17 protein-coding genes are annotated in these 16,961 nt (G+C 69.1%); 10 read left to right on the forward strand and 7 right to left on the reverse strand.

Features of this window, described 5'->3' with window-relative positions; genetic code table 11:
• Positions 1 to 32: 32 nt before the first annotated feature.
• From V5F75_RS06900 to V5F75_RS06920, 5 genes are all read left to right on the forward strand, one after another.
• On the forward strand, positions 33 to 1,829 hold the full coding sequence (locus V5F75_RS06900; protein WP_394035846.1) for an acetolactate synthase 3 large subunit: 1,797 nt from the start codon (positions 33 to 35) through the stop codon (positions 1,827 to 1,829).
• Positions 1,830 to 1,919: 90 nt separating this feature from the next.
• Positions 1,920 to 2,435: an acetolactate synthase small subunit gene (gene ilvN / locus V5F75_RS06905; RefSeq protein WP_393988805.1), complete on the forward strand. Its 516-nt coding sequence runs from the start codon at positions 1,920 to 1,922 to the stop codon at positions 2,433 to 2,435.
• Positions 2,436 to 2,531: 96 nt separating this feature from the next.
• Positions 2,532 to 3,551, forward strand: coding sequence for a ketol-acid reductoisomerase (ilvC, locus tag V5F75_RS06910; RefSeq protein WP_393988806.1), 1,020 nt, complete (start codon positions 2,532 to 2,534; stop codon positions 3,549 to 3,551).
• A 342-nt stretch (positions 3,552 to 3,893) separates the two neighbouring features.
• On the forward strand, positions 3,894 to 4,376 hold the full coding sequence (fldA, locus tag V5F75_RS06915) for a flavodoxin FldA (protein WP_394035844.1): 483 nt from the start codon (positions 3,894 to 3,896) through the stop codon (positions 4,374 to 4,376).
• On the forward strand, positions 4,355 to 4,741 hold the full coding sequence (locus V5F75_RS06920; RefSeq protein WP_394035842.1) for a DUF2023 family protein: 387 nt from the start codon (positions 4,355 to 4,357) through the stop codon (positions 4,739 to 4,741). The genes fldA and V5F75_RS06920 overlap by 22 nt, the downstream gene beginning before the upstream one ends.
• Positions 4,742 to 4,900: 159 nt before the next feature.
• Here the strand turns inward: V5F75_RS06920 and V5F75_RS06925 are convergent, their stop codons facing one another.
• Entirely contained in the window at positions 4,901 to 5,260 is a 360-nt protein-coding gene (locus tag V5F75_RS06925; RefSeq protein ID WP_394035840.1) for a hypothetical protein, read from the reverse strand.
• Between the two features lie 188 nt (positions 5,261 to 5,448).
• On the opposite strand from V5F75_RS06925, the gene V5F75_RS06930 reads away from it, so the two are divergent.
• The 3 genes from V5F75_RS06930 to V5F75_RS06940 all read left to right on the forward strand — a co-directional run bounded on the left by V5F75_RS06930 (position 5,449) and on the right by V5F75_RS06940 (position 8,444).
• A complete protein-coding gene (locus V5F75_RS06930; RefSeq protein WP_394035838.1) occupies positions 5,449 to 6,195 on the forward strand; it encodes a transaldolase family protein in 747 nt (248 codons plus the stop codon).
• Positions 6,196 to 6,519: 324 nt separating this feature from the next.
• The gene (locus V5F75_RS06935; RefSeq protein ID WP_394035836.1) at positions 6,520 to 7,695 is read left to right on the forward strand and encodes a Ppx/GppA phosphatase family protein; all 1,176 of its coding nucleotides are present in this window, start codon (positions 6,520 to 6,522) and stop codon (positions 7,693 to 7,695) included.
• A complete protein-coding gene (locus V5F75_RS06940; protein WP_394035834.1) occupies positions 7,692 to 8,444 on the forward strand; it encodes an RlmE family RNA methyltransferase in 753 nt (250 codons plus the stop codon). Before V5F75_RS06935 ends, V5F75_RS06940 begins: the two co-directional genes overlap by 4 nt.
• A 217-nt stretch (positions 8,445 to 8,661) precedes the next feature.
• Here the strand turns inward: V5F75_RS06940 and V5F75_RS06945 are convergent, their stop codons facing one another.
• Positions 8,662 to 10,083 (reverse strand): DHA2 family efflux MFS transporter permease subunit, encoded by a 1,422-nt coding sequence (locus V5F75_RS06945; RefSeq protein WP_394036029.1) that lies wholly within the window; start codon positions 10,081 to 10,083, stop codon positions 8,662 to 8,664.
• Between the two features lie 351 nt (positions 10,084 to 10,434).
• Here V5F75_RS06945 and V5F75_RS06950 point away from each other — a divergent pair, with 351 nt between their 5' ends.
• A complete protein-coding gene (locus V5F75_RS06950; protein WP_394035832.1) occupies positions 10,435 to 10,683 on the forward strand; it encodes a hypothetical protein in 249 nt (82 codons plus the stop codon).
• A 273-nt stretch (positions 10,684 to 10,956) separates the two neighbouring features.
• Here V5F75_RS06950 and V5F75_RS06955 read toward each other — a convergent pair whose 3' ends face one another.
• From V5F75_RS06955 to uvrC, 5 genes are all read right to left on the reverse strand, one after another.
• Entirely contained in the window at positions 10,957 to 11,517 is a 561-nt protein-coding gene (locus V5F75_RS06955) for a hypothetical protein (RefSeq protein WP_393988813.1), read from the reverse strand.
• A gap of 317 nt (positions 11,518 to 11,834) precedes the next feature.
• Positions 11,835 to 12,341, reverse strand: coding sequence for a molybdenum cofactor biosynthesis protein MoaE (locus V5F75_RS06960; RefSeq protein WP_394035830.1), 507 nt, complete (start codon positions 12,339 to 12,341; stop codon positions 11,835 to 11,837).
• A gap of 3 nt (positions 12,342 to 12,344) precedes the next feature.
• Positions 12,345 to 12,596, reverse strand: a complete 252-nt coding sequence (gene moaD / locus V5F75_RS06965; protein ID WP_394035828.1) for a molybdopterin converting factor subunit 1 — start codon at positions 12,594 to 12,596, stop codon at positions 12,345 to 12,347.
• A complete protein-coding gene (pgsA, locus tag V5F75_RS06970; RefSeq protein WP_394035826.1) occupies positions 12,593 to 13,225 on the reverse strand; it encodes a CDP-diacylglycerol--glycerol-3-phosphate 3-phosphatidyltransferase in 633 nt (210 codons plus the stop codon). Before pgsA ends, moaD begins: the two co-directional genes overlap by 4 nt.
• 93 nt (positions 13,226 to 13,318) lie before the next feature.
• Positions 13,319 to 15,529 carry an excinuclease ABC subunit UvrC gene (gene uvrC / locus V5F75_RS06975; RefSeq protein WP_394035824.1) on the reverse strand — a complete coding sequence of 737 codons (2,211 nt, stop codon included), beginning with the start codon at positions 15,527 to 15,529 and terminating at the stop codon, positions 13,319 to 13,321.
• Positions 15,530 to 16,216: 687 nt separating this feature from the next.
• Here uvrC and V5F75_RS06980 point away from each other — a divergent pair.
• On the forward strand, positions 16,217 to 16,909 hold the full coding sequence (locus V5F75_RS06980; RefSeq protein ID WP_394035822.1) for an outer membrane protein: 693 nt from the start codon (positions 16,217 to 16,219) through the stop codon (positions 16,907 to 16,909).
• Positions 16,910 to 16,961 lie beyond the last annotated feature (52 nt).

The following is a 16,961-nucleotide window of genomic DNA, read 5'->3' on the forward strand; positions in this document are numbered from 1 at the left end:
GCGGCGCGAAGGCGCCAGGGAGTTCCAACGCCATGACCAGCGAGACCACCACCAGCCCGACCATCCCCGCCGGCACCAGGATGACCGGCGCCGAAATGGTGATCCGGGCTTTCGCCGACCAGGGCGTCGCGCACATCTTCGGCTATCCCGGCGGCGCGGTGCTGCCCATCTATGACGCGATCTTCCAGCAGGACGCCATCGAGCACATCCTGGTGCGCCACGAGCAGGCGGCGGTGCACGCGGCGGAAGGCTATGCCCGCTCCTCCGGCAAGGTGGGCGTGGTGCTCGTCACCTCCGGCCCCGGCGCCACCAACGCGGTGACGGGCCTCGCCGACGCGCTGATGGATTCGATCCCGATCGTCTGCATTTCCGGGCAGGTGCCGACGCACCTCATCGGCAACGATGCCTTCCAGGAGTGCGACACGGTCGGCATCACCCGGCCCTGCACCAAGCACAATTACCTGGTGCGCGACGTGAACGACCTGGCGCGCGTGCTGCACGAGGCGTTCTACGTGGCGCAGAACGGCCGGCCCGGACCGGTGGTGGTGGACATCCCCAAGGATGTCCAGTTCGCGACCGGCACCTATGTCGGCCGCGAGAACATCCAGCACAAGACCTACCGGCCGAAGCTGGAAGCCGAGGATTCGCAGATCGCGGCCGCGGTGGAGATGCTCGCGTCCGCCAAGAAGCCCATTTTCTACACGGGCGGCGGCGTCATCAATTCCGGGCCCGAGGCGAGCCGCCTGCTGCGCGCCTTCGCCCGCGAGACCGGCGTGCCCGTCACCTCGACCCTGATGGGCCTCGGCGCCTTCCCGGCGAGCGATCCGCAGTGGCTGGGCATGCTGGGCATGCACGGCACCTACGAGGCCAACCTCGCCATGCATGACTGCGACGTCATGGTGTGCATCGGCGCGCGCTTCGACGACCGCATCACCGGCCGGCTCGATGCCTTCGCTCCGCATTCCAAGAAGATCCACATCGACATCGACCCGTCCTCCATCAACAAGAGCGTGAAGGTGGACCTGCCGATCATCGGCGACGTGGCGCGGGTGCTCGGCGCCCTCACCATCGCCTGGGCGGGGCGTGGGGCCTCCATCGACAAGCAGGCGCTGGCCGCATGGTGGACGCAGATCAACCGCTGGCGCTCGCGCCAGTGCCTCGCCTATCGCGCGTCCGACACCATCATCAAGCCGCAGTACGCCATCGAGCGGCTCTACAACGCGGTGAAGGACAAGGACGTCTACATCACCACCGAGGTGGGCCAGCACCAGATGTGGGCGGCCCAGTTCTTCCACTTCGAGGAGCCGAACCGCTGGCTGACCTCCGGCGGCCTCGGCACCATGGGTTACGGCCTGCCGGCCGCCATCGGCGCGCAGAAGGCGCACCCCGGCGCCCTGGTGGTGGACATCGCCGGCGAGGCGTCCATCCAGATGAACATGCAGGAGATGTCCACCGCCATGCAGTTCGACCTGCCGGTGAAGGTCTTCATCCTGAACAACAAGTACATGGGCATGGTGCGCCAGTGGCAGGAGCTGCTGCACGGCGGGCGCTACTCCCATTCCTACTCCGAGGCGCTGCCCGATTTCGTGAAGCTGGCGGAGGCCTATGGCGGCGTCGGCATCCGCTGCGACAAGCCTTCCGACCTCGACGCGGCGATCCAGGAAATGATCTCGGTGAAGAAGCCGGTGATCTTCGACTGCATCGTGGACCAGCAGGAAAACTGCTTCCCCATGATCCCCTCGGGCCGCGCCCACAACGAGATGATCCTCGGCGACATGGCCGTGGATCTCGACGACGCCATCACCGCCGAAGGCAAGATGCTGGTGTGAGCGGGCGCGCCCGCCTGCTCCCTCCCGCCGTTCCGGCCCTCCCCCGCGCGGGGGAGGGGTTCCCGCCGACACCCATTCCCGAGCCCTTCCATGCCTGAAGCTCACGAGCGCATCGAGCGCCATACCCTCTCGGTCCTGGTGGACAACGAGCCGGGCGTGCTCGCCCGCGTCATCGGCCTGTTTTCCGGCCGCGGCTACAATATCGACAGCCTCACCGTGTCCGAGGTGAGCGCCGAGAGCCATCTCTCGCGCATCACCATCGTCACCACCGGCACGCCCATGGTGATCGAGCAGATCCGCAACCAGCTCGACCGCCTGGTGCCCGTGCACCGGGTGCGCGACCTCACGGTGGAGGGCTGCTACCTCGAGCGCGAGCTCGCCATGGTGAAGGTGAGCGGCACCGGCGAGGCCCGCTCGGAGGCGCTGCGCCTCGCCGAGGCGTTCCGCGCCCGCGTCATCGACGCCTCCCGCGAGAGCTTCGTGTTCGAGATCACCGGCAAGAGCGACAAGATCGACCAGTTCGCCCACCTCATGGAGCCGCTCGGCCTCACCGAGGTGGCGCGCACCGGCGTGGTCGCCATCTCGCGCGGGCCCAAGGCCCTGTGATGCCGGCCTGAGACGGGTTCCCTTCGGCCGCGATCCGGTGCACGACGCCGGCGCGGCCCTCCGCCATTCAAAGACGACGCCCACAAGGAGACACTGATGCGCGTTTACTACGATCGCGACGCCGACCTGAACCTCATCAAGGGCAAGAAGGTCGCCGTCATCGGCTACGGCAGCCAGGGCCACGCCCACGCGCTCAACATGCGCGATTCGGGCGTGAAGGATGTGGTGATCGCGCTGCGTCCCGGCTCCGCCACCGCCAAGAAGGCCGAGGCCGAGGGCTTCAAGGTGCTTTCCCCCGCCGAGGCCGCCAAGTGGGCCGACGTGGTGATGATGCTCACCCCCGACGAACTGCAGGGCGACATCTATCGCGACAGCCTCCATGACAACATGAAGGAAGGCGCGGCGCTGTTCTTCGCCCACGGCCTGAACATCCACTTCAACCTGATCGAGGCGCGCAAGGACCTCGACGTGCTGATGGCCGCCCCCAAGGGCCCGGGCCATACCGTGCGCGGCGAGTATCTCAAGGGCGGCGGCGTGCCGACCCTCATCGCCATCGCCCAGGACGCGACCGGCAACGCGCATGATCTCGCGCTGTCCTACGCCTCCGCCATCGGCGGCGGCCGCGCCGGCATCATCGAGACCACCTTCAAGGAAGAGTGCGAGACCGACCTGTTCGGCGAGCAGGCGGTGCTGTGCGGCGGCGTGGTGGAGCTGATCCGCGCCGGCTTCGAGACCCTCGTGGAGGCCGGCTACGCCCCCGAGATGGCCTATTTCGAGTGCCTGCACGAGATGAAGCTCATCGTCGACCTCATCTACGAGGGCGGCATCGCCAACATGAATTACTCCATCTCCAACACCGCGGAGTATGGCGAGTACGTCACCGGCCCGCGCATCATCACGCCCGAGACCAAGGCCGAGATGAAGCGCGTGCTCACGGACATCCAGTCCGGCAAGTTCACCCGCGACTGGATGCTGGAGAACAAGGTGAACCAGACCTCGTTCAAGGCCACCCGCGCCCGCGTGAACGCCCACCCCATCGAGGACGTGGGCGAGAAGCTGCGCGCCATGATGCCCTGGATCAAGGCCAAGGCCCTGGTGGACAAGTCCAAGAACTGAGGCTGTTCCGCGGGCATGCGGCCCGCGGCGCGCATTCGGCCCCGGGTCGGCTTGCCGGCCCGGGGTTTTTCATGTCCGGGGGCGGGGGCTGGCAGAGGTGGATGGGGATTTAAATAAGAACAACTCAAAACAAGAGTTCAATATAAAGCCGCTCTCGAAAGCGCGAGTTTTCGATGGTGTGTCAAATATCATAAGTTTTTCTTTGACACAATTCGGTGTTGTCCTATCTTGAGAGAGCTTGCGGCGCGCAATTAGATTTCAAGCGCTGAAAGCCGGGTGCCATCCTCTCCGTGCGGCGCCCTTCGTTTTGATTTTGAACGATTCAATAAAGAGATACGACCCATGAATGTTACCGTCATCTTCGGATCGGACGGCGGCGCGACCAAGGGTGTCGCCTCCAAGATTTCCAAGAAATGCCAGGGCCGCAGCGTCGACATCAAGGCCGCCAGCAAGGCCGATTTCGAGGGCTGCGACCTCCTGATCCTCGGCTCGCCCACCTACGGCGACGGCACGCTGCAGACGGACTGGGAGGAGAATATCGACAAGCTGCGCTCCGCCAATATCCAGGGCAAGAAAGTCGCCCTGTTCGGCACCGGAGACCAGGCGACCTACCCTGAGTCCTTCGTCGATGCCATGGGCATTCTATATGATGAGGTGATGGGGCTGGGCGCCGAGGTGGTGGGCTTCACCGACACCGCCGGCTATGACTACTCCGGCTCCACCGCCGAGCGGGACGGCCAGTTCGTCGGCCTCGCCCTGGACCAGGACGGCCAGTCGGGCATGACCGAGAAGCGGGTCACGGCATGGCTCAGCAAGCTGCTGTAGATCCGGTCGCGCTCAGGCTGTTCCACCACCACCTGTATGAATACGGGCGGGGCGTGCGGGGCCTGTTCCTCATGACCATCGGGCTCATCGAGTCCGCGCCCGTCGTCGCGAAGCTTCGCGACGACGGCATCGACCACTTCGTGCAGCGGGTGGGGGCCTCGAAGGTCAATGTCTTCTTCGGGCGGGAGGCTTACGTGGCGGTGGCGCGCAGTTTCGTCACCAAGCCGCTCAACCTTCTGAGCCCGGAGGAGGATTTCATGCTCGGCACGCTGCTCGGCTACGACCGGGAGCAGCAGTGCCGGCGCTTCCTGAGCAAGCTCGCGGCGCCGGCGGCGCGCTGTCCCCTCGCCGTGGCGGCGGAGTGAGGCGGCGCCGGCCGGCGCTGCTCTCCCGTTGCGGATGTTCCCGTCCTGCACCGCATCGCGCCGCCAGCCCGCGGGCTCCATGCTTCGACCCTTGCCCAGGCCCGCGCGGCGTTCGCGCGCAGCCCGCCTGGGGCCGCCCATGGACCGGGATCGGTGACGTCAGGTCGCCGCGTCGGAATAGCGGGTGGCCAGCGGCAGGGACGCCGTGGCGAGGAACGAGCGGTAGCGCCGCCGGGCATCGATGGCGGTGCCGTTGTCGGAGATGGCGGCCTCCTGCAGCTCGGCGAGGGCCCAGGGGTTGGGCTCCACCGGCAGGGCCACGATCTCGGGCGCATTATGGGACGTGATCTCGATGATGTCGTGGGCGGTCAGCGCCTGCAGGGCCTGCGCCGCGAGCTGGCGCTGATAGGCCCGCCGCTCCGGCGCGATATCCTCCCACGCCTCAAGGAGCGGATAGCGGGTGCGCGAAAAGGCGTGCATCGCCCGCGCCATACGCTCCACCATGTCCGCCGAGATCATCCCCTGGCCCTCTGACCTTCCAATCCGATCGCGCCCAAAGGTGCCGGAAAGCCGTTTCCTGACCGTTGCGAAGCGGGCCGTTTTTGCCGCATGGTCAATGAAACATGAACGCGCGCGAGCGGTGGCGCTGGCCGCGGCGCGCGTGCTAAGCCGCCGGTCGCACGGCGCAAGCCAGGGGAGTGGTAAGGATGGCGGTGACCCTCGACATGCTCAAGGTGAAGCTCTTCACCGACGGCGCCGACAAGGCGCAGATCGTGGAGATGGCCCGGCACGGCCACATCGCCGGCTTCACCACCAATCCCTCCCTGCTGCGCAAGGCCGGCGTCACCGATTACGAGGCCCATGCCCGCGCCCTGGTGGAGGCGGTGCCCGACCGCCACCTCTCGTTCGAGGTGATCGCCGACGACATTCCCGAGATCCGCCGCCAGGCGCTGTTCATCGCCACCTGGGGCGCCAACGTTTATGTGAAGCTGCCGGTGTCCACCACCGCCGGCGAGCCGCTGTTCCCCCTGGTGCGGGAGCTGTCGCAGCAGGGCGTGAAGGTGAACCTCACGGCGGTGTTCGACCTGCCGCAGGTGGAGGAGGGCGTGGCCGCGCTCGCGGGTGGGGCGCCGGCCTGCATCTCGGTGTTCGCCGGCCGCCTCGCGGACATGGGGCTCGACTACGCCCCCGCGGTCACCCGCGCGGTGGCGCTGGCCCGCGCCACGCCCAACGTCGAGGTCATCTGGGCCTCCACCCGCGAGGTGTGGAACGTGATCGAGGCCGACCGCATGGGCTGCCACATCATCACCGCCCCGGCCGACGTGCTGAAGAAGCTGCCGGAGCTGGGCACCCGCACCGCCGCCGAGCTGTCCCTCGGCGCGGTGAAGGCGTTCCGCGCGGATGTGGAAGCGGCTGGCCTCACGCTCCCCATCCCCGGCCGCGACGCCGCCTAGAGTGATCCTCCGCCCCGCGACACCGCGCCGGCGCGGATTTTCTTCCGAAGCCGGTGTGATCGGCGCGGATTGAAAACTGCGTGGATCGCCGTGTGGAGGTTGCGCGGTGGCACCGGCAGCCATTGCGCCGCCGCCGCGCGCTGATAGACTTGTCGCCAAGGCGCGGCGAGGTGTGATGCGCACACCGGGCCGGAGCGCATTTTTCCGCCTTGCGGCGAGGGGATCGATATGAGGGACGGGACGCACGGGTCCGCGTCGGGCTCGGAGCCGTCTTCCCAATCCGGGAGCGAGAGACGCGGTGTCGCGCCTTCGCGCGCGCGGCGCGTGCCGGAGCGGCAGGGGCCGCCGGATGATTCGGTCTACGCCGCCATCGACCTCGGCACCAACAATTGCCGCCTTCTGGTGGCCCGGCCCACGCCGCGCGGCTTCCGCGTGGTGGATGCCTTCTCGCGCATCGTCCGCCTCGGCGAGGGGCTGACCGCCTCCGGCCGGCTCGGTGATTCGGCCATGGAACGGGCGGCCTCCGCGCTGGAGGTGTGCGCCGCCAAGATGGCCCAGCGGGGCGTGACGCGCGCCCGCGTGATCGCCACCGAAGCCTGCCGCGCCGCCGTCAACGGCGAGGACTTCTGCGCCCGCGTGCGTTCGCGCACGGGCCTCGACCTCGAGGTGGTGGACCGCCGCACCGAGGCGGGGCTCGCCGCCGCCGGCTGCGCGCCGCTGGTGGATCCGCGCGGCGACGGGGCGGTGCTGTTCGACATCGGCGGCGGCTCCACCGAGGTGGTCTGGCTCGGCCGCCGCTCGGCCGGCGACGACGGCCCGCCGCGGGCGCGCATCCGCGCCTGGGTGTCGCTGCCGGTGGGGGTGGTTTCCCTGTCCGAGCGCCACGGCGGGGTGCGGGTCTCGCCGGACGTGTTCCACGCCATGGTGGCGGAGGTGCGCACCATGCTGGAGGGCGTGCGCGAGAGCTGGAGCTTCCGCCCGCCCCAGCGCCTGCACCTGCTCGGCACCTCCGGCACGGTCACGACGGTGGCGGGCATCCACCTCGGCCTCCACCGCTACGACCGCACCCGCGTGGACGGCACCTGGCTCAGCGACACCTCCATCGGCGAGGTGGTGGACCGGCTCATGGGCATGTCGTTCGAGGAGCGGGTGGCCAATCCATGCATCGGCGCCCAGCGGGCGGACTTGGTGCTGGCGGGCTGCGCCATCATGGAGGCGGTGCGCGAGGTGTTCCCGGCGGAGCGCCTGCGCGTGGCCGATCGCGGCTTGAGGGAAGGCATGCTGGTTCAATTGATGCGCGCCGACGGCGTGTGGCGCCGGCAGCGGCCCGGCGGCGCGGCCTGCGAGGACGCCCCGGCGCCCTGCGCGGAGCGCGAGCAGCCCGGCGACGCCCCCAAGGGCACTGGAAAGGGCACCGCGAAAGGCGTGTCGAAGGGAACCAAGGCGGGCGCCGCCCCGGCGGAGTGCGCCGATGGCCGCAGGAAGGATGCGCGACCGTGAGCAACCCCACCCATGGGCCCGACGGGCGCCCCCTCAAGGTGCGGGTGAAGACCGCCCGCGGCCGCACCACCTCCTCGCAGAAATGGCTGCAGCGCCAGCTCAATGACCCCTATGTGGCCCGCGCCCGGCGCGAGGGCTGGCGCTCGCGCGCGGCGTTCAAGCTCATCGAGATGGACGAGAAGGCGAAGCTGCTGAAGAAGGGCATGCGCATCCTGGATCTCGGCGCCGCGCCCGGCGGCTGGAGCCAGGTGGCCGCGCGCAAGATCGGCCTCGACGCCGGTCACGGCAAGATCGTGGGCATCGACCTCCTGGAGATGGAGCCCATCCCCGGCGTGGTCCTCGCGCAGATGGACTTCCTGGCCCCCGACGCGCCCGGGCGGCTGCTCGAGATGCTCGACGGGCCGGCGGACCTCGTGATGTCGGACATGGCGGCCAATGCCACCGGCCACAAGAAGACCGACCACCTGAAGATCGTGGCGCTGGTGGAGCTGGCGGCGGATTTCGCCCGCCAGGTGCTGGCGCCGGGCGGCGCCTTCCTCGCCAAGGTGCTGCAGGGTGGCACCGAAGGCACGCTGCTGGCGGACCTGAAGCGGGACTTCGCCTCGGTGAAGCATGTGAAGCCCGCCGCGAGCCGTGCCGATTCGGCCGAGCTCTACGTGCTGGCCACCGGCTTTCGCGGCCGGACGGCGGAAGGGCGGGGCGAGGACGGCGACGCGGCACCCGCGCAGGATGGGCCGGCGGCGGGCTGAGGCGAGGGGCACAGGCAGGGCGTGGCCCCGGCCCGCGCGGTGGGGTCCGCCTCATCCGCCCGGCCATTGCGCCATGCGGCGGCTGGAGCGTTGTCCGTTCGCATGGACTCACGGAAAACGCTCCGGGCTCTTGAAACTATGCGTTTTCTTCACGCGAACCGGTATCCGCTTCGCCTGAAAATGCTCTCATGCGCGCGGGCCACATGCCGCGTCCCTGTCAGTGCTGCTCCACCTCCGCGCGCGGGTCGGCGAGGTCCTTGCGCTTGGAGATGAGCTCCTTGCCGGCGTTCGCCGGCAGCATGATGAAGTGGAGGAAACTGAGCGCGCTCACCGCCGCCACCACCAGGAAGGCCACGGTGAAGTCGATCTGCGTCACGTGCGCCTCGTCTCCGCCGCCGCGCATCAGCTCCAGCACCAGCCCGGCGAGGGCGACGCCGGTGGAGAGCGACACCTGCTGCGCGACGCTGGCGAAGGAGGTGGCGCTGCTCATCTCGCGGTCCTGCACCTCCGCATAGCTCAGGGCGTTGAGCGCCGTGAACTGGAGCGAGCGCAGGAAGCCGCCGACCAGCAGCAGGGCCACGATGAGCCAGTAGGGCGTCTCGTTGGTGAAGAGGGCATAGGCGGCGATGAAGCCGGCCGAGAGCAGCGCGTTCACCGTCAGCACCCGCTTGTAGCCGAGCCGCTGGAGGATGCGCGCCGCGGTCACCTTCATGACGATGGCGCCGGCCGAGGCGGAAAACGTGATGAGCCCGGAGGCGAAGGGCGAGAGGCCGTAGACGAGCTGCAGCAGCAGCGGTAGCAGGAAGGGCAGGGCGCCGATGCCCACCCGGAACAGGGAGCCCCCCACCACGCAGGCGCGGAAGGTGGGATAGCGCATCAGCCCGAGGTCCAGCACCGCGTGGGGCGTGCGGCGGGCATGGCGCACGTAGGCCGCGAGCGAGAGCGCGCCGACGCCCGATACGGCGAGCACGATCCAGAGCGGCACGATCTCCTGTCCCAGCACCGCGAAGCCGAACACCAGCCCGGCGAGCCCGACGCCCGACAGCACCAGCCCCTTCAGGTCCAGCGGCGGCACGTCCTCGGCGCGCACGTTCTCGATGAAGCGCGTGGCCAGGAACACGCCCAGGATGCCGATGGGCACGTTGATGAAGAACACCAGCCGCCAGTTGAAATAAGTGGTGATGAAGCCGCCGAGCGGCGGGCCGATCACCGGGCCCAGCAGCGCCGGTATGGTGAGCCACGCCAGCGCCGACACCAGCTCCGACTTCGGCACCGCGCGCAGGATGACGAGCCGCCCCACCGGCACCATCATGGCCCCGCCCAGGCCCTGGATGATGCGGTAGAGGACGAAGTCGCCCAGCGAGGTGGCGAGCCCGCACAGCACCGACCCCAGGGTGAAGATGACGATGGCGGAGCGGAACACCGTGCGCGCGCCGTAGCGGTCCGCCGCCCAGCCGCTGGCGGGGATGAACACCGCCAGCGACAGCAAATAGGAGGTGAGCGCCAGCTTCAGCGCCACCGGGTCCTCGTGGAGATCGGCGGCGATGGCGGGCAGGGAGGTGGCGATGACGGTGGCGTCCACCTGCTCCATGAACAGGGCGCACGCGACGATCAGCGGGATGAGAACCTGCGGGGGCAGAGCGAGGCGCGACACGGGGGCTTCCTGACGGCGTGGCGCCTCCTTAAGCCAGTTTGCCCGGCGGATGAAGGGGGCGGCCATCACACCCACGCGCGGGCCGTCGGCGCGCGCGGCGCTTGGATGATCGCGGCGATGGCTGGCCGCGCGGCGCGAGGGCGGCCGGCGTCCGTGAGCGACGCTCGGGGCAACGATGCAGGGGAGGAGACCCCGCCGGGGGCGCTATGGAGCGTCGCATGGGCGCTTTCCCTGTCATCCGCCTGCCCCCCGGCAAGGTGGCCGCTTGCGATGGCGACGATCTCGCCCATATGCGCAGGAGCGGCCGTGGTGGCCGCCGCAGGAGGGCCCGGCCGGATGATCTACATTCTCGCAGCGCTGCTGCCGCCGCTCGGGCTGCTGCTGAACGGCCAGCCGGTGTCGGCGGTGGTCAATCTCGTGATGATCGTGCCGTGCGTGCTGCTGGGGCTGCTTTTCGCCCCGTTCTTGCTGCTGCCCTCGGCCCATGCGGTGATCTCGGTGCACATGAAGCGCAACGATCGCTGGCAGCGGCGCATGCTGGAGGCCATCGCCCGCCGCGAGGCCCCGCCCGGCGGCACGCCCTGAGGCGAGCCGGGTTTCCGGCGCCCGTGGGGAGGCGGCAGGGAGGTGGTCGGAATGATCCTGGGCCGGAAGCGGGCGCTGCCTCTCGCCCTGTCAGCGCCGTTCGGCTGTCGGGCGATCCCCCCATGAGGCCGCAGGGCTCGCGACAGCGTGCAATGCGCCCGGAAGCGGCGCGATTCGTCGGCGCGCCTCGGCGTTCATGCTTGCAGCGCGGCCTGGGGGGCGCGCCGCATTCTGGCCGGCGCGGGGGCTCGCCCCGCGCCGCTTCGCGCCGCCTCAGAAGAAGCGACGTCCGCCGGATTCCTCGTCCTGGCCCGGCTCGCGGGTCAGGCGCGCGGTTTCATCGCGGCGGATGAAATCCGAAAAAGGGTCGCGGGCGTCCTCCCGGGCGCTGGCGGGGGCCACTTCCAGGGGCTGCGGGCGGGCGGCTGCGGGCACGGGGGCCGGCGCCGGGCGGGCGTTGCCCACCGGAACCGCGCGGCTCGAATCCGTGGTGCGCGAGGCCTTGGCGTCGAGCCACGGCAGCGGGAAGGGCGAGGCGATGAAGGCCACGCCGTCCTCCTGCTCCCAGGCCACCATGTAGACCTCCTCGTCCACCGGCATGCCGGGGAGCGAGAACATCTGCGGCGCCTCGCGGGCGGAGCCGCTCCAGCCCAGGGAATGGGCGAGCTGGAAGGCCTCGTCGAGGAACGAGCTCAGGGCCGCCAGACGGTCGGCCCGGAGATTCTGGATGAAGTCCACGTCCAGCAGGCGGCGGAGATAGGTCTCCACGCTGTCCCCCGCCGCCCATTGGGCACCGGTGGCGAACTGGTACACATATACGCGCGGGTTTTCCATTACTCAGCTCCACCCAGCAGGGACATCGTCGAGCCCACCGTGCCCACTTCTCGCTTGGATGCGCAGGACGACTGGGGCTGGCCAAGGTTCTTGTACCGTCTTGTCGTGCATTTTCAAAGAGACAGCAGCCGTTGCGCCTCGGCGCGGCCGCGCCCGGCGGTGGCAGGGGGGATGATGGGGTGTTGCCTTAACATTCTGTAAAATATCGATTTCATCAATCGAGGCAGGTATCTGGGCAGGTTGTTAACCAGATCTTTACGAAACTGGCCAAGGCAGTGGAGAAGCCCCCGCGGGCGCCTGCCGGCGCCGCCTTTACCCTATGGCGCGCGGGGTTTCGGCCCGGTCGGAGCGCCCCAGCGCGCGGCGGCGTCGTCGTCCGCCGCCTTGGCCTCCACCCAGGTGCCGCCGGAGGCGCGTTCTTCCTTCTTCCAGAAGGGGGCATCGGTCTTCAGCCAGTCCATCAGGAACTCGGCGGCGGCGAAGGCGGCGCCGCGATGGGCGGAGGCCGTGGCCACCAGCACGATGGGCGCGCCGGGAACGATGCGGCCGTGGCGGTGCACGATCACCGCGCCTTCCAGGGGCCAGCGCCGGCGGGCCTCCTCCAGGTGGCGGGAGATCTCCTCCTCCGCCATGCCGGGGTAGTGCTCCAGCACCAGCGCGGTGAGGGGCGCCTCGCCCGCGTCGGCGCGGCACAGGCCGGTGAAGGTGACCACGGCGCCGATGTCGGCGCGTCCCGCCGAGAGGCGGGCGGCCTCCTCGGCCGCGTCGAAGGGCTCGGCCTGCACGCGCACCACGAAGACGCCTTCCGGGGCTGCGGCGGCCATGGCTCAGCCTCCCGTCATGGGCGGGAAGAAGGCGACCTCACGCGCGCCGGCGAGCGGGGCGTCCGGCTTCACATGGCGGCGGTCGAGGGCGGCGCGCACCACGGCGGGGTCGGTGAAGGCCGAGGCGTGGGCCTCGTCCCGCCCCGCCAGCCAGCGGGCGAGGTCGGCCACCGTGCGCACGGTCTCCGGCGGGTCCACGGTTTCCTCCGGCAGGCCCACCCGCTCGCGCAGCCAGGCGAAGTAGAGGATCTTCACCGCTCGTCCTCCACCAGATGGCGCGCGCCGGCGCGGAAATAGTCGTAGCCGGTGTAAAGGGTGAGCACGGCGGAGATCCACAGCAGGGTGAGGCCGACAAGGCTGGTGCCGGGCAGGATCTGCTCGCCGGCCGTGCCGGTGATGAGCACGCCCACGGCCACGAGCTGCACCGTGGTCTTCCACTTGGCGAGGCGCGACACCGGCACCGACACGCGCAGCTCCGCCAGGAACTCCCTGAGGCCGGAGACCAGGATCTCGCGGCAGAGGATGACGACGGCCGCCCACAGCGACCAGCCGCGGATGGTGCCGTCCGAGGCCAGCATCAGCAGGCAGGTGGAGACCAGGAGCTTGTCGGCGATGGGGTCCAGCATGCGGCCGATGGCGGACTGCTGCTGCCAGGCGCGGGCGAGGTAGCCGTCGAAGAAATCGGTGATCGCCGCCGCGACATACAGCGCGAGCGCGACCCAGCGCAGCCAGAGGCCGCCGTGCAGGATGTCCGACCAGAACAGGCAGGCCGCCACCAGCGGCACCGCCACGCAGCGCGCATAGGTGAGGAGATTCGGCACGGAAAGGGCATGGCCCCGGCCGGGCGCGGGGGAGGGGGAGGTGCGCGTTGCAGCGTCGGCCATGCTCATCACTTCGCAGAAGCGGTCCGGGGTTCGCGATCGCCCTTCTTTAATTCGCGCCGGGCGCAGGGGGAACCCGCTTGTGCGTCCTTCGCCTCAGGCGGAAGGGCGCTCATGAAAATAATCATAGACCGCCTTGGCGGTGGCGGCATTGATTCCATCCACCTGCTCCAGGTCGGCGAGGGCCGCCCGCTCGATGGCCTTCAGTGTGCCGAAATGGCGCAGCAGCGCGCGTTTGCGTGTGGGGCCCACGCCGGCGATGGCCTGCAGGCCCGCTTCCGAGATGTCCTTCTTGCGCCGCGCCCGGTGGGAGCCGATGGCGAAGCGGTGGGCCTCGTCGCGCAGGCGCTGGATGAAATAGAGCACCGGGTCGCGCGGCTCCATGCGGAACGGCGGCTTGCCGGGCAGGAAGAACTGCTCGCGCCCCGCCTCGCGGTCGAGCCCCTTGGCGATGCCCACCAGCGGCACGTCGGTGATGCCGAGCGCATCCAGCACCTCGCGCGCCACGTTGAGCTGGCCGAGGCCGCCGTCGATGAGCACGAGGTCGGGCCAGGGCGAGGCGCCCTCGGCGTCGGGCAGGGGGCCTTCGGTCTCGGGCGCGTCCGTCCCAGGCGCGCCCGTCTCGGCCGCTTCGCCGGCGCGGGGCGGCTGGATGTCCTCCACCGGCGGCACGGCCTCCGCGCGCGGGTTCTCCTTCAGCAGCCGGGCGAAGCGGCGGGTGAGCACCTCGCGCATCATGCCGAAGTCGTCGCCGGGCACGAGGTCGGACGACTTGATGTTGAACTTGCGATACTGGGATTTGCGGAAGCCCTCCGGCCCCGCCACGATCATGCCGCCCACGGCATTCGTGCCCATGATGTGGGAATTGTCGTAGACCTCGATGCGCTGCGGCGCGCGGGCGAGGCCGAAGGCCTTGGCCACCCCTTCCAGCAGCCGCGCCTGGGTCGCGGTCTCAGCCAGGGTGCGGCCCAAAGCCTCGCGGGCGTTCTGCATGGCGTGGTCCACGAGGTCGCGCTTCTCGCCGCGCTGGGGTGCCGCGATCTCCACCTTGAAGCCGGACTTCTCCGAGAGGGCCTCCGCCAGCAGCGCCTGCTCCTCCACCTTGTGGGAGAGCAGGATGAGGCGCGGGGCCGGCTTGTCCTCGTAGAACTGGGAGAGGAAGGCGCCGAGCACCTCGCTCTCGTCCAGGGAGCGGTCGGCGCGCGGGTAATAGGCGCGGTTGCCCCAGTTCTGGCCGGTGCGGAAGAAGAACACCTCGATGCAGGTGGCGCCGCCTTCCTGGTGGCAGGCGAATACGTCCGCCTCCTCCACCGAGCGGGGGTTGATGCCCTGCGTGCCCTGCACGGCGGAGAGAGCGGCGAGGCGGTCGCGCAGGCGCGCGGCACGCTCGAATTCCAGCGCCTCGGCGGCGGCCTCCATCTCCTTCGCCAGCTCCTCCTTGATGGCGCGCGAGCGGCCGGAGAGGAAGTCCTTCGCCTCCCGCACCAGCCGGGCGTAATCCTTCTCCTCGATCTCGCCGGTGCAGGGGCCGGCGCAGCGCTTGATCTGGTGGAGCAGGCAGGGGCGCGAGCGATTCTCGAAATAGCTGTCGGAGCACGAGCGCAGGAGGAAGGCACGCTCCAGCGCGTTGATGGTGCGGTCCACCGCCCACACGCTGGCGAACGGGCCGTAATAGTCCCCCGGCCGGTTGCGCGCGCCGCGATGCTTCAGGATCTGCGGCGCCTTGTGCTCGATATCCGCGGTGATGAGGATGTAGGGGAAGGACTTGTCGTCGCGCAGCAGCACATTGAAGCGCGGCTTCAGCTGCTTGATGAGGTTCGCTTCCAGCAGCAGGGCTTCCGGCTCGCTGCGGGTGGAGACGAACTCCATGGCATGGGTGCCCGCGATCATCCGCGCGATGCGGTTGGTGTGGCCCACCGGGCGGGTGTAGCTCAGCACCCTCTTCTTGATGCTCTTGGCCTTGCCCACGTAGAGCACGGTGCCGTCGGCGCCGAGCATGCGATAGACGCCCGGCCCCGTGGGCGCGAGCTTCACCGCGCGGACGATGGCGGCGCGGCCGGTGGCCAGCGTCGCCTCCGCCGGCGCCTCGGCGTCCGCGTCGTCTTCGAGGGAGAATTCGGGAAGGTCCTGCTCCTCCGCGTCCGCGCCGGCCTCGATCTCCGGCGCCTCCGGCTCGGGCGCGTCGGCGCCGGGCATGCGGGCCTTCGGCGCGGGCGCGCCGCGCGGCGCACGCGCCATGTCGGCGCCGGGCGCATCGGTGGCGGGAAGCTGAAGCTCGGGCGGGTCCGTGGGGCGTCTGCCGGTCATGGGTGCAGCTTATACCAAAGGCTCATGGGCGACAGACATGGGCCTTTGGTCAAGCCCGCGTGTGCCGGGGAGGGGCGCCGGCGCCGTTAGGGCGCCGTCAACCATAGTGGCCACGGGATGCCGCGCCGCACGCGGGCCGAGAGCGCCCGAATTTGAAATTGTGAAGCCATCACAAAGCATTGAAGCATTTACCCGGCGTTCATCATGGGGAGCGGGAATCCACGCGCGGCAAAATTCGGGCAGGTTTGTGCTGCCACAGTGCGCGTGTCGGGCAGGCGCGGCTCCCGTATCCGAAGGGGTTGCGGTCCGCCGTGGGGTCCGGCGATGGTTGAGTATCCATGGGTAAATGAGTGTGCCGGCTTCTCTCCGCTTTGCGGGGCAGTGGTAAATTGAGTCGGTGGAAAACTATTTGGTGCGTGGATATCAACTATCGATTCAGCTTTCGGGGCGATGGAAAGTTCCATCGAATGAGGCGCAACTGTGGTCCCGCCCCTATGGCGCCTTGTTTGACAGAGCGTGCTCTGGCTGATGTAAGGAAGTGGAAAGGTTTCGCCACATCTCGGCCGTTTTTGATTTGGCTGGTGTGGCGCGATGGCTACAGACGGCCGGGCTGGCGGTCTGTATGAAGTCTCCCATGGTCGGCGATCGCCTCCGGGCGGGCCGAATTGAAGCAAGAAGGTAATAGTCATGTTGAAGCGTGTTCTGCTGGGCGCCTCCGCCCTCGCTCTTCTGGCCGGCTCGGCGTCTGCTGCCGATCTCTCCACACGCTATCCCGTGAAGGCCGCCGTGATGCCCGCCCCGATGTTCTCGTGGACCGGCTTCTACATCGGTGGCAACGTCGGCTGGGGCTGGGCCTCCAACTCGTTCGACTACACTACCGGCGCCCTGACCTACAATTACGACGTGGACAACTCGAACGGCGTGTTCGGCGGTCTGCAGGGCGGCTACAACTTCCAGTTCGCCAACAATGTGGTGGTGGGCGTGGAGGCGGACCTTGAGTTCGCCGACATCGGCCAGAGCAACACGCTCGTGGGCGGCCCGCTGTCGGCCACCATCACCTCCAGCAAGGTCGATACCTTCGGCACCATCCGCGGCCGCGTCGGCTACGCGCTCGACCGCTTCCTGCCCTACTTCACGGGCGGCGCGGCCTGGGCCAACACCAGCTTCACCGGCCCGTGGGGCGTGAGCTCCGACGGCACGCGCTGGGGCTGGACCATCGGTGGCGGCGCCGAATACGCCCTCACCAACAACTGGACCGTCAAGGCCGAGTATCTCTACCTCGACTTCGGCGACAAGAACCTGGGCTACCTGAACACGGACACCGCGTCCCAGGGCCTCACCATGAACACCGTCAAGGCCGGCGTGAACTACAAGTTCTGATCGCCGCCAGACGCGGAAAAGGGGGCTTCCCGTGCGGGAAGCCCCCTTTTTC

This window comes from Xanthobacter albus, assembly GCF_043194895.2.
Lineage (GTDB): Bacteria > Pseudomonadota > Alphaproteobacteria > Rhizobiales > Xanthobacteraceae > Xanthobacter.

Coding starts and splice junctions, on each gene's coding strand:
- V5F75_RS06900 (WP_394035846.1), top strand. CDS start 33: ATGACCAGCGAGACCACCACCAGCCCGACCATCCCCGCCGGCACCAGG.
- ilvN (WP_393988805.1), top strand. CDS start 1,920: ATGCCTGAAGCTCACGAGCGCATCGAGCGCCATACCCTCTCGGTCCTG.
- ilvC (WP_393988806.1), top strand. CDS start 2,532: ATGCGCGTTTACTACGATCGCGACGCCGACCTGAACCTCATCAAGGGC.
- fldA (WP_394035844.1), top strand. CDS start 3,894: ATGAATGTTACCGTCATCTTCGGATCGGACGGCGGCGCGACCAAGGGT.
- V5F75_RS06920 (WP_394035842.1), top strand. CDS start 4,355: ATGGCTCAGCAAGCTGCTGTAGATCCGGTCGCGCTCAGGCTGTTCCAC.
- V5F75_RS06925 (WP_394035840.1), bottom strand. CDS start 5,260: ATGATCTCGGCGGACATGGTGGAGCGTATGGCGCGGGCGATGCACGCC.
- V5F75_RS06930 (WP_394035838.1), top strand. CDS start 5,449: ATGGCGGTGACCCTCGACATGCTCAAGGTGAAGCTCTTCACCGACGGC.
- V5F75_RS06950 (WP_394035832.1), top strand. CDS start 10,435: ATGATCTACATTCTCGCAGCGCTGCTGCCGCCGCTCGGGCTGCTGCTG.
- V5F75_RS06955 (WP_393988813.1), bottom strand. CDS start 11,517: ATGGAAAACCCGCGCGTATATGTGTACCAGTTCGCCACCGGTGCCCAA.
- V5F75_RS06960 (WP_394035830.1), bottom strand. CDS start 12,341: ATGGCCGCCGCAGCCCCGGAAGGCGTCTTCGTGGTGCGCGTGCAGGCC.
- pgsA (WP_394035826.1), bottom strand. CDS start 13,225: ATGGCCGACGCTGCAACGCGCACCTCCCCCTCCCCCGCGCCCGGCCGG.
- uvrC (WP_394035824.1), bottom strand. CDS start 15,529: ATGACCGGCAGACGCCCCACGGACCCGCCCGAGCTTCAGCTTCCCGCC.
- V5F75_RS06980 (WP_394035822.1), top strand. CDS start 16,217: ATGTTGAAGCGTGTTCTGCTGGGCGCCTCCGCCCTCGCTCTTCTGGCC.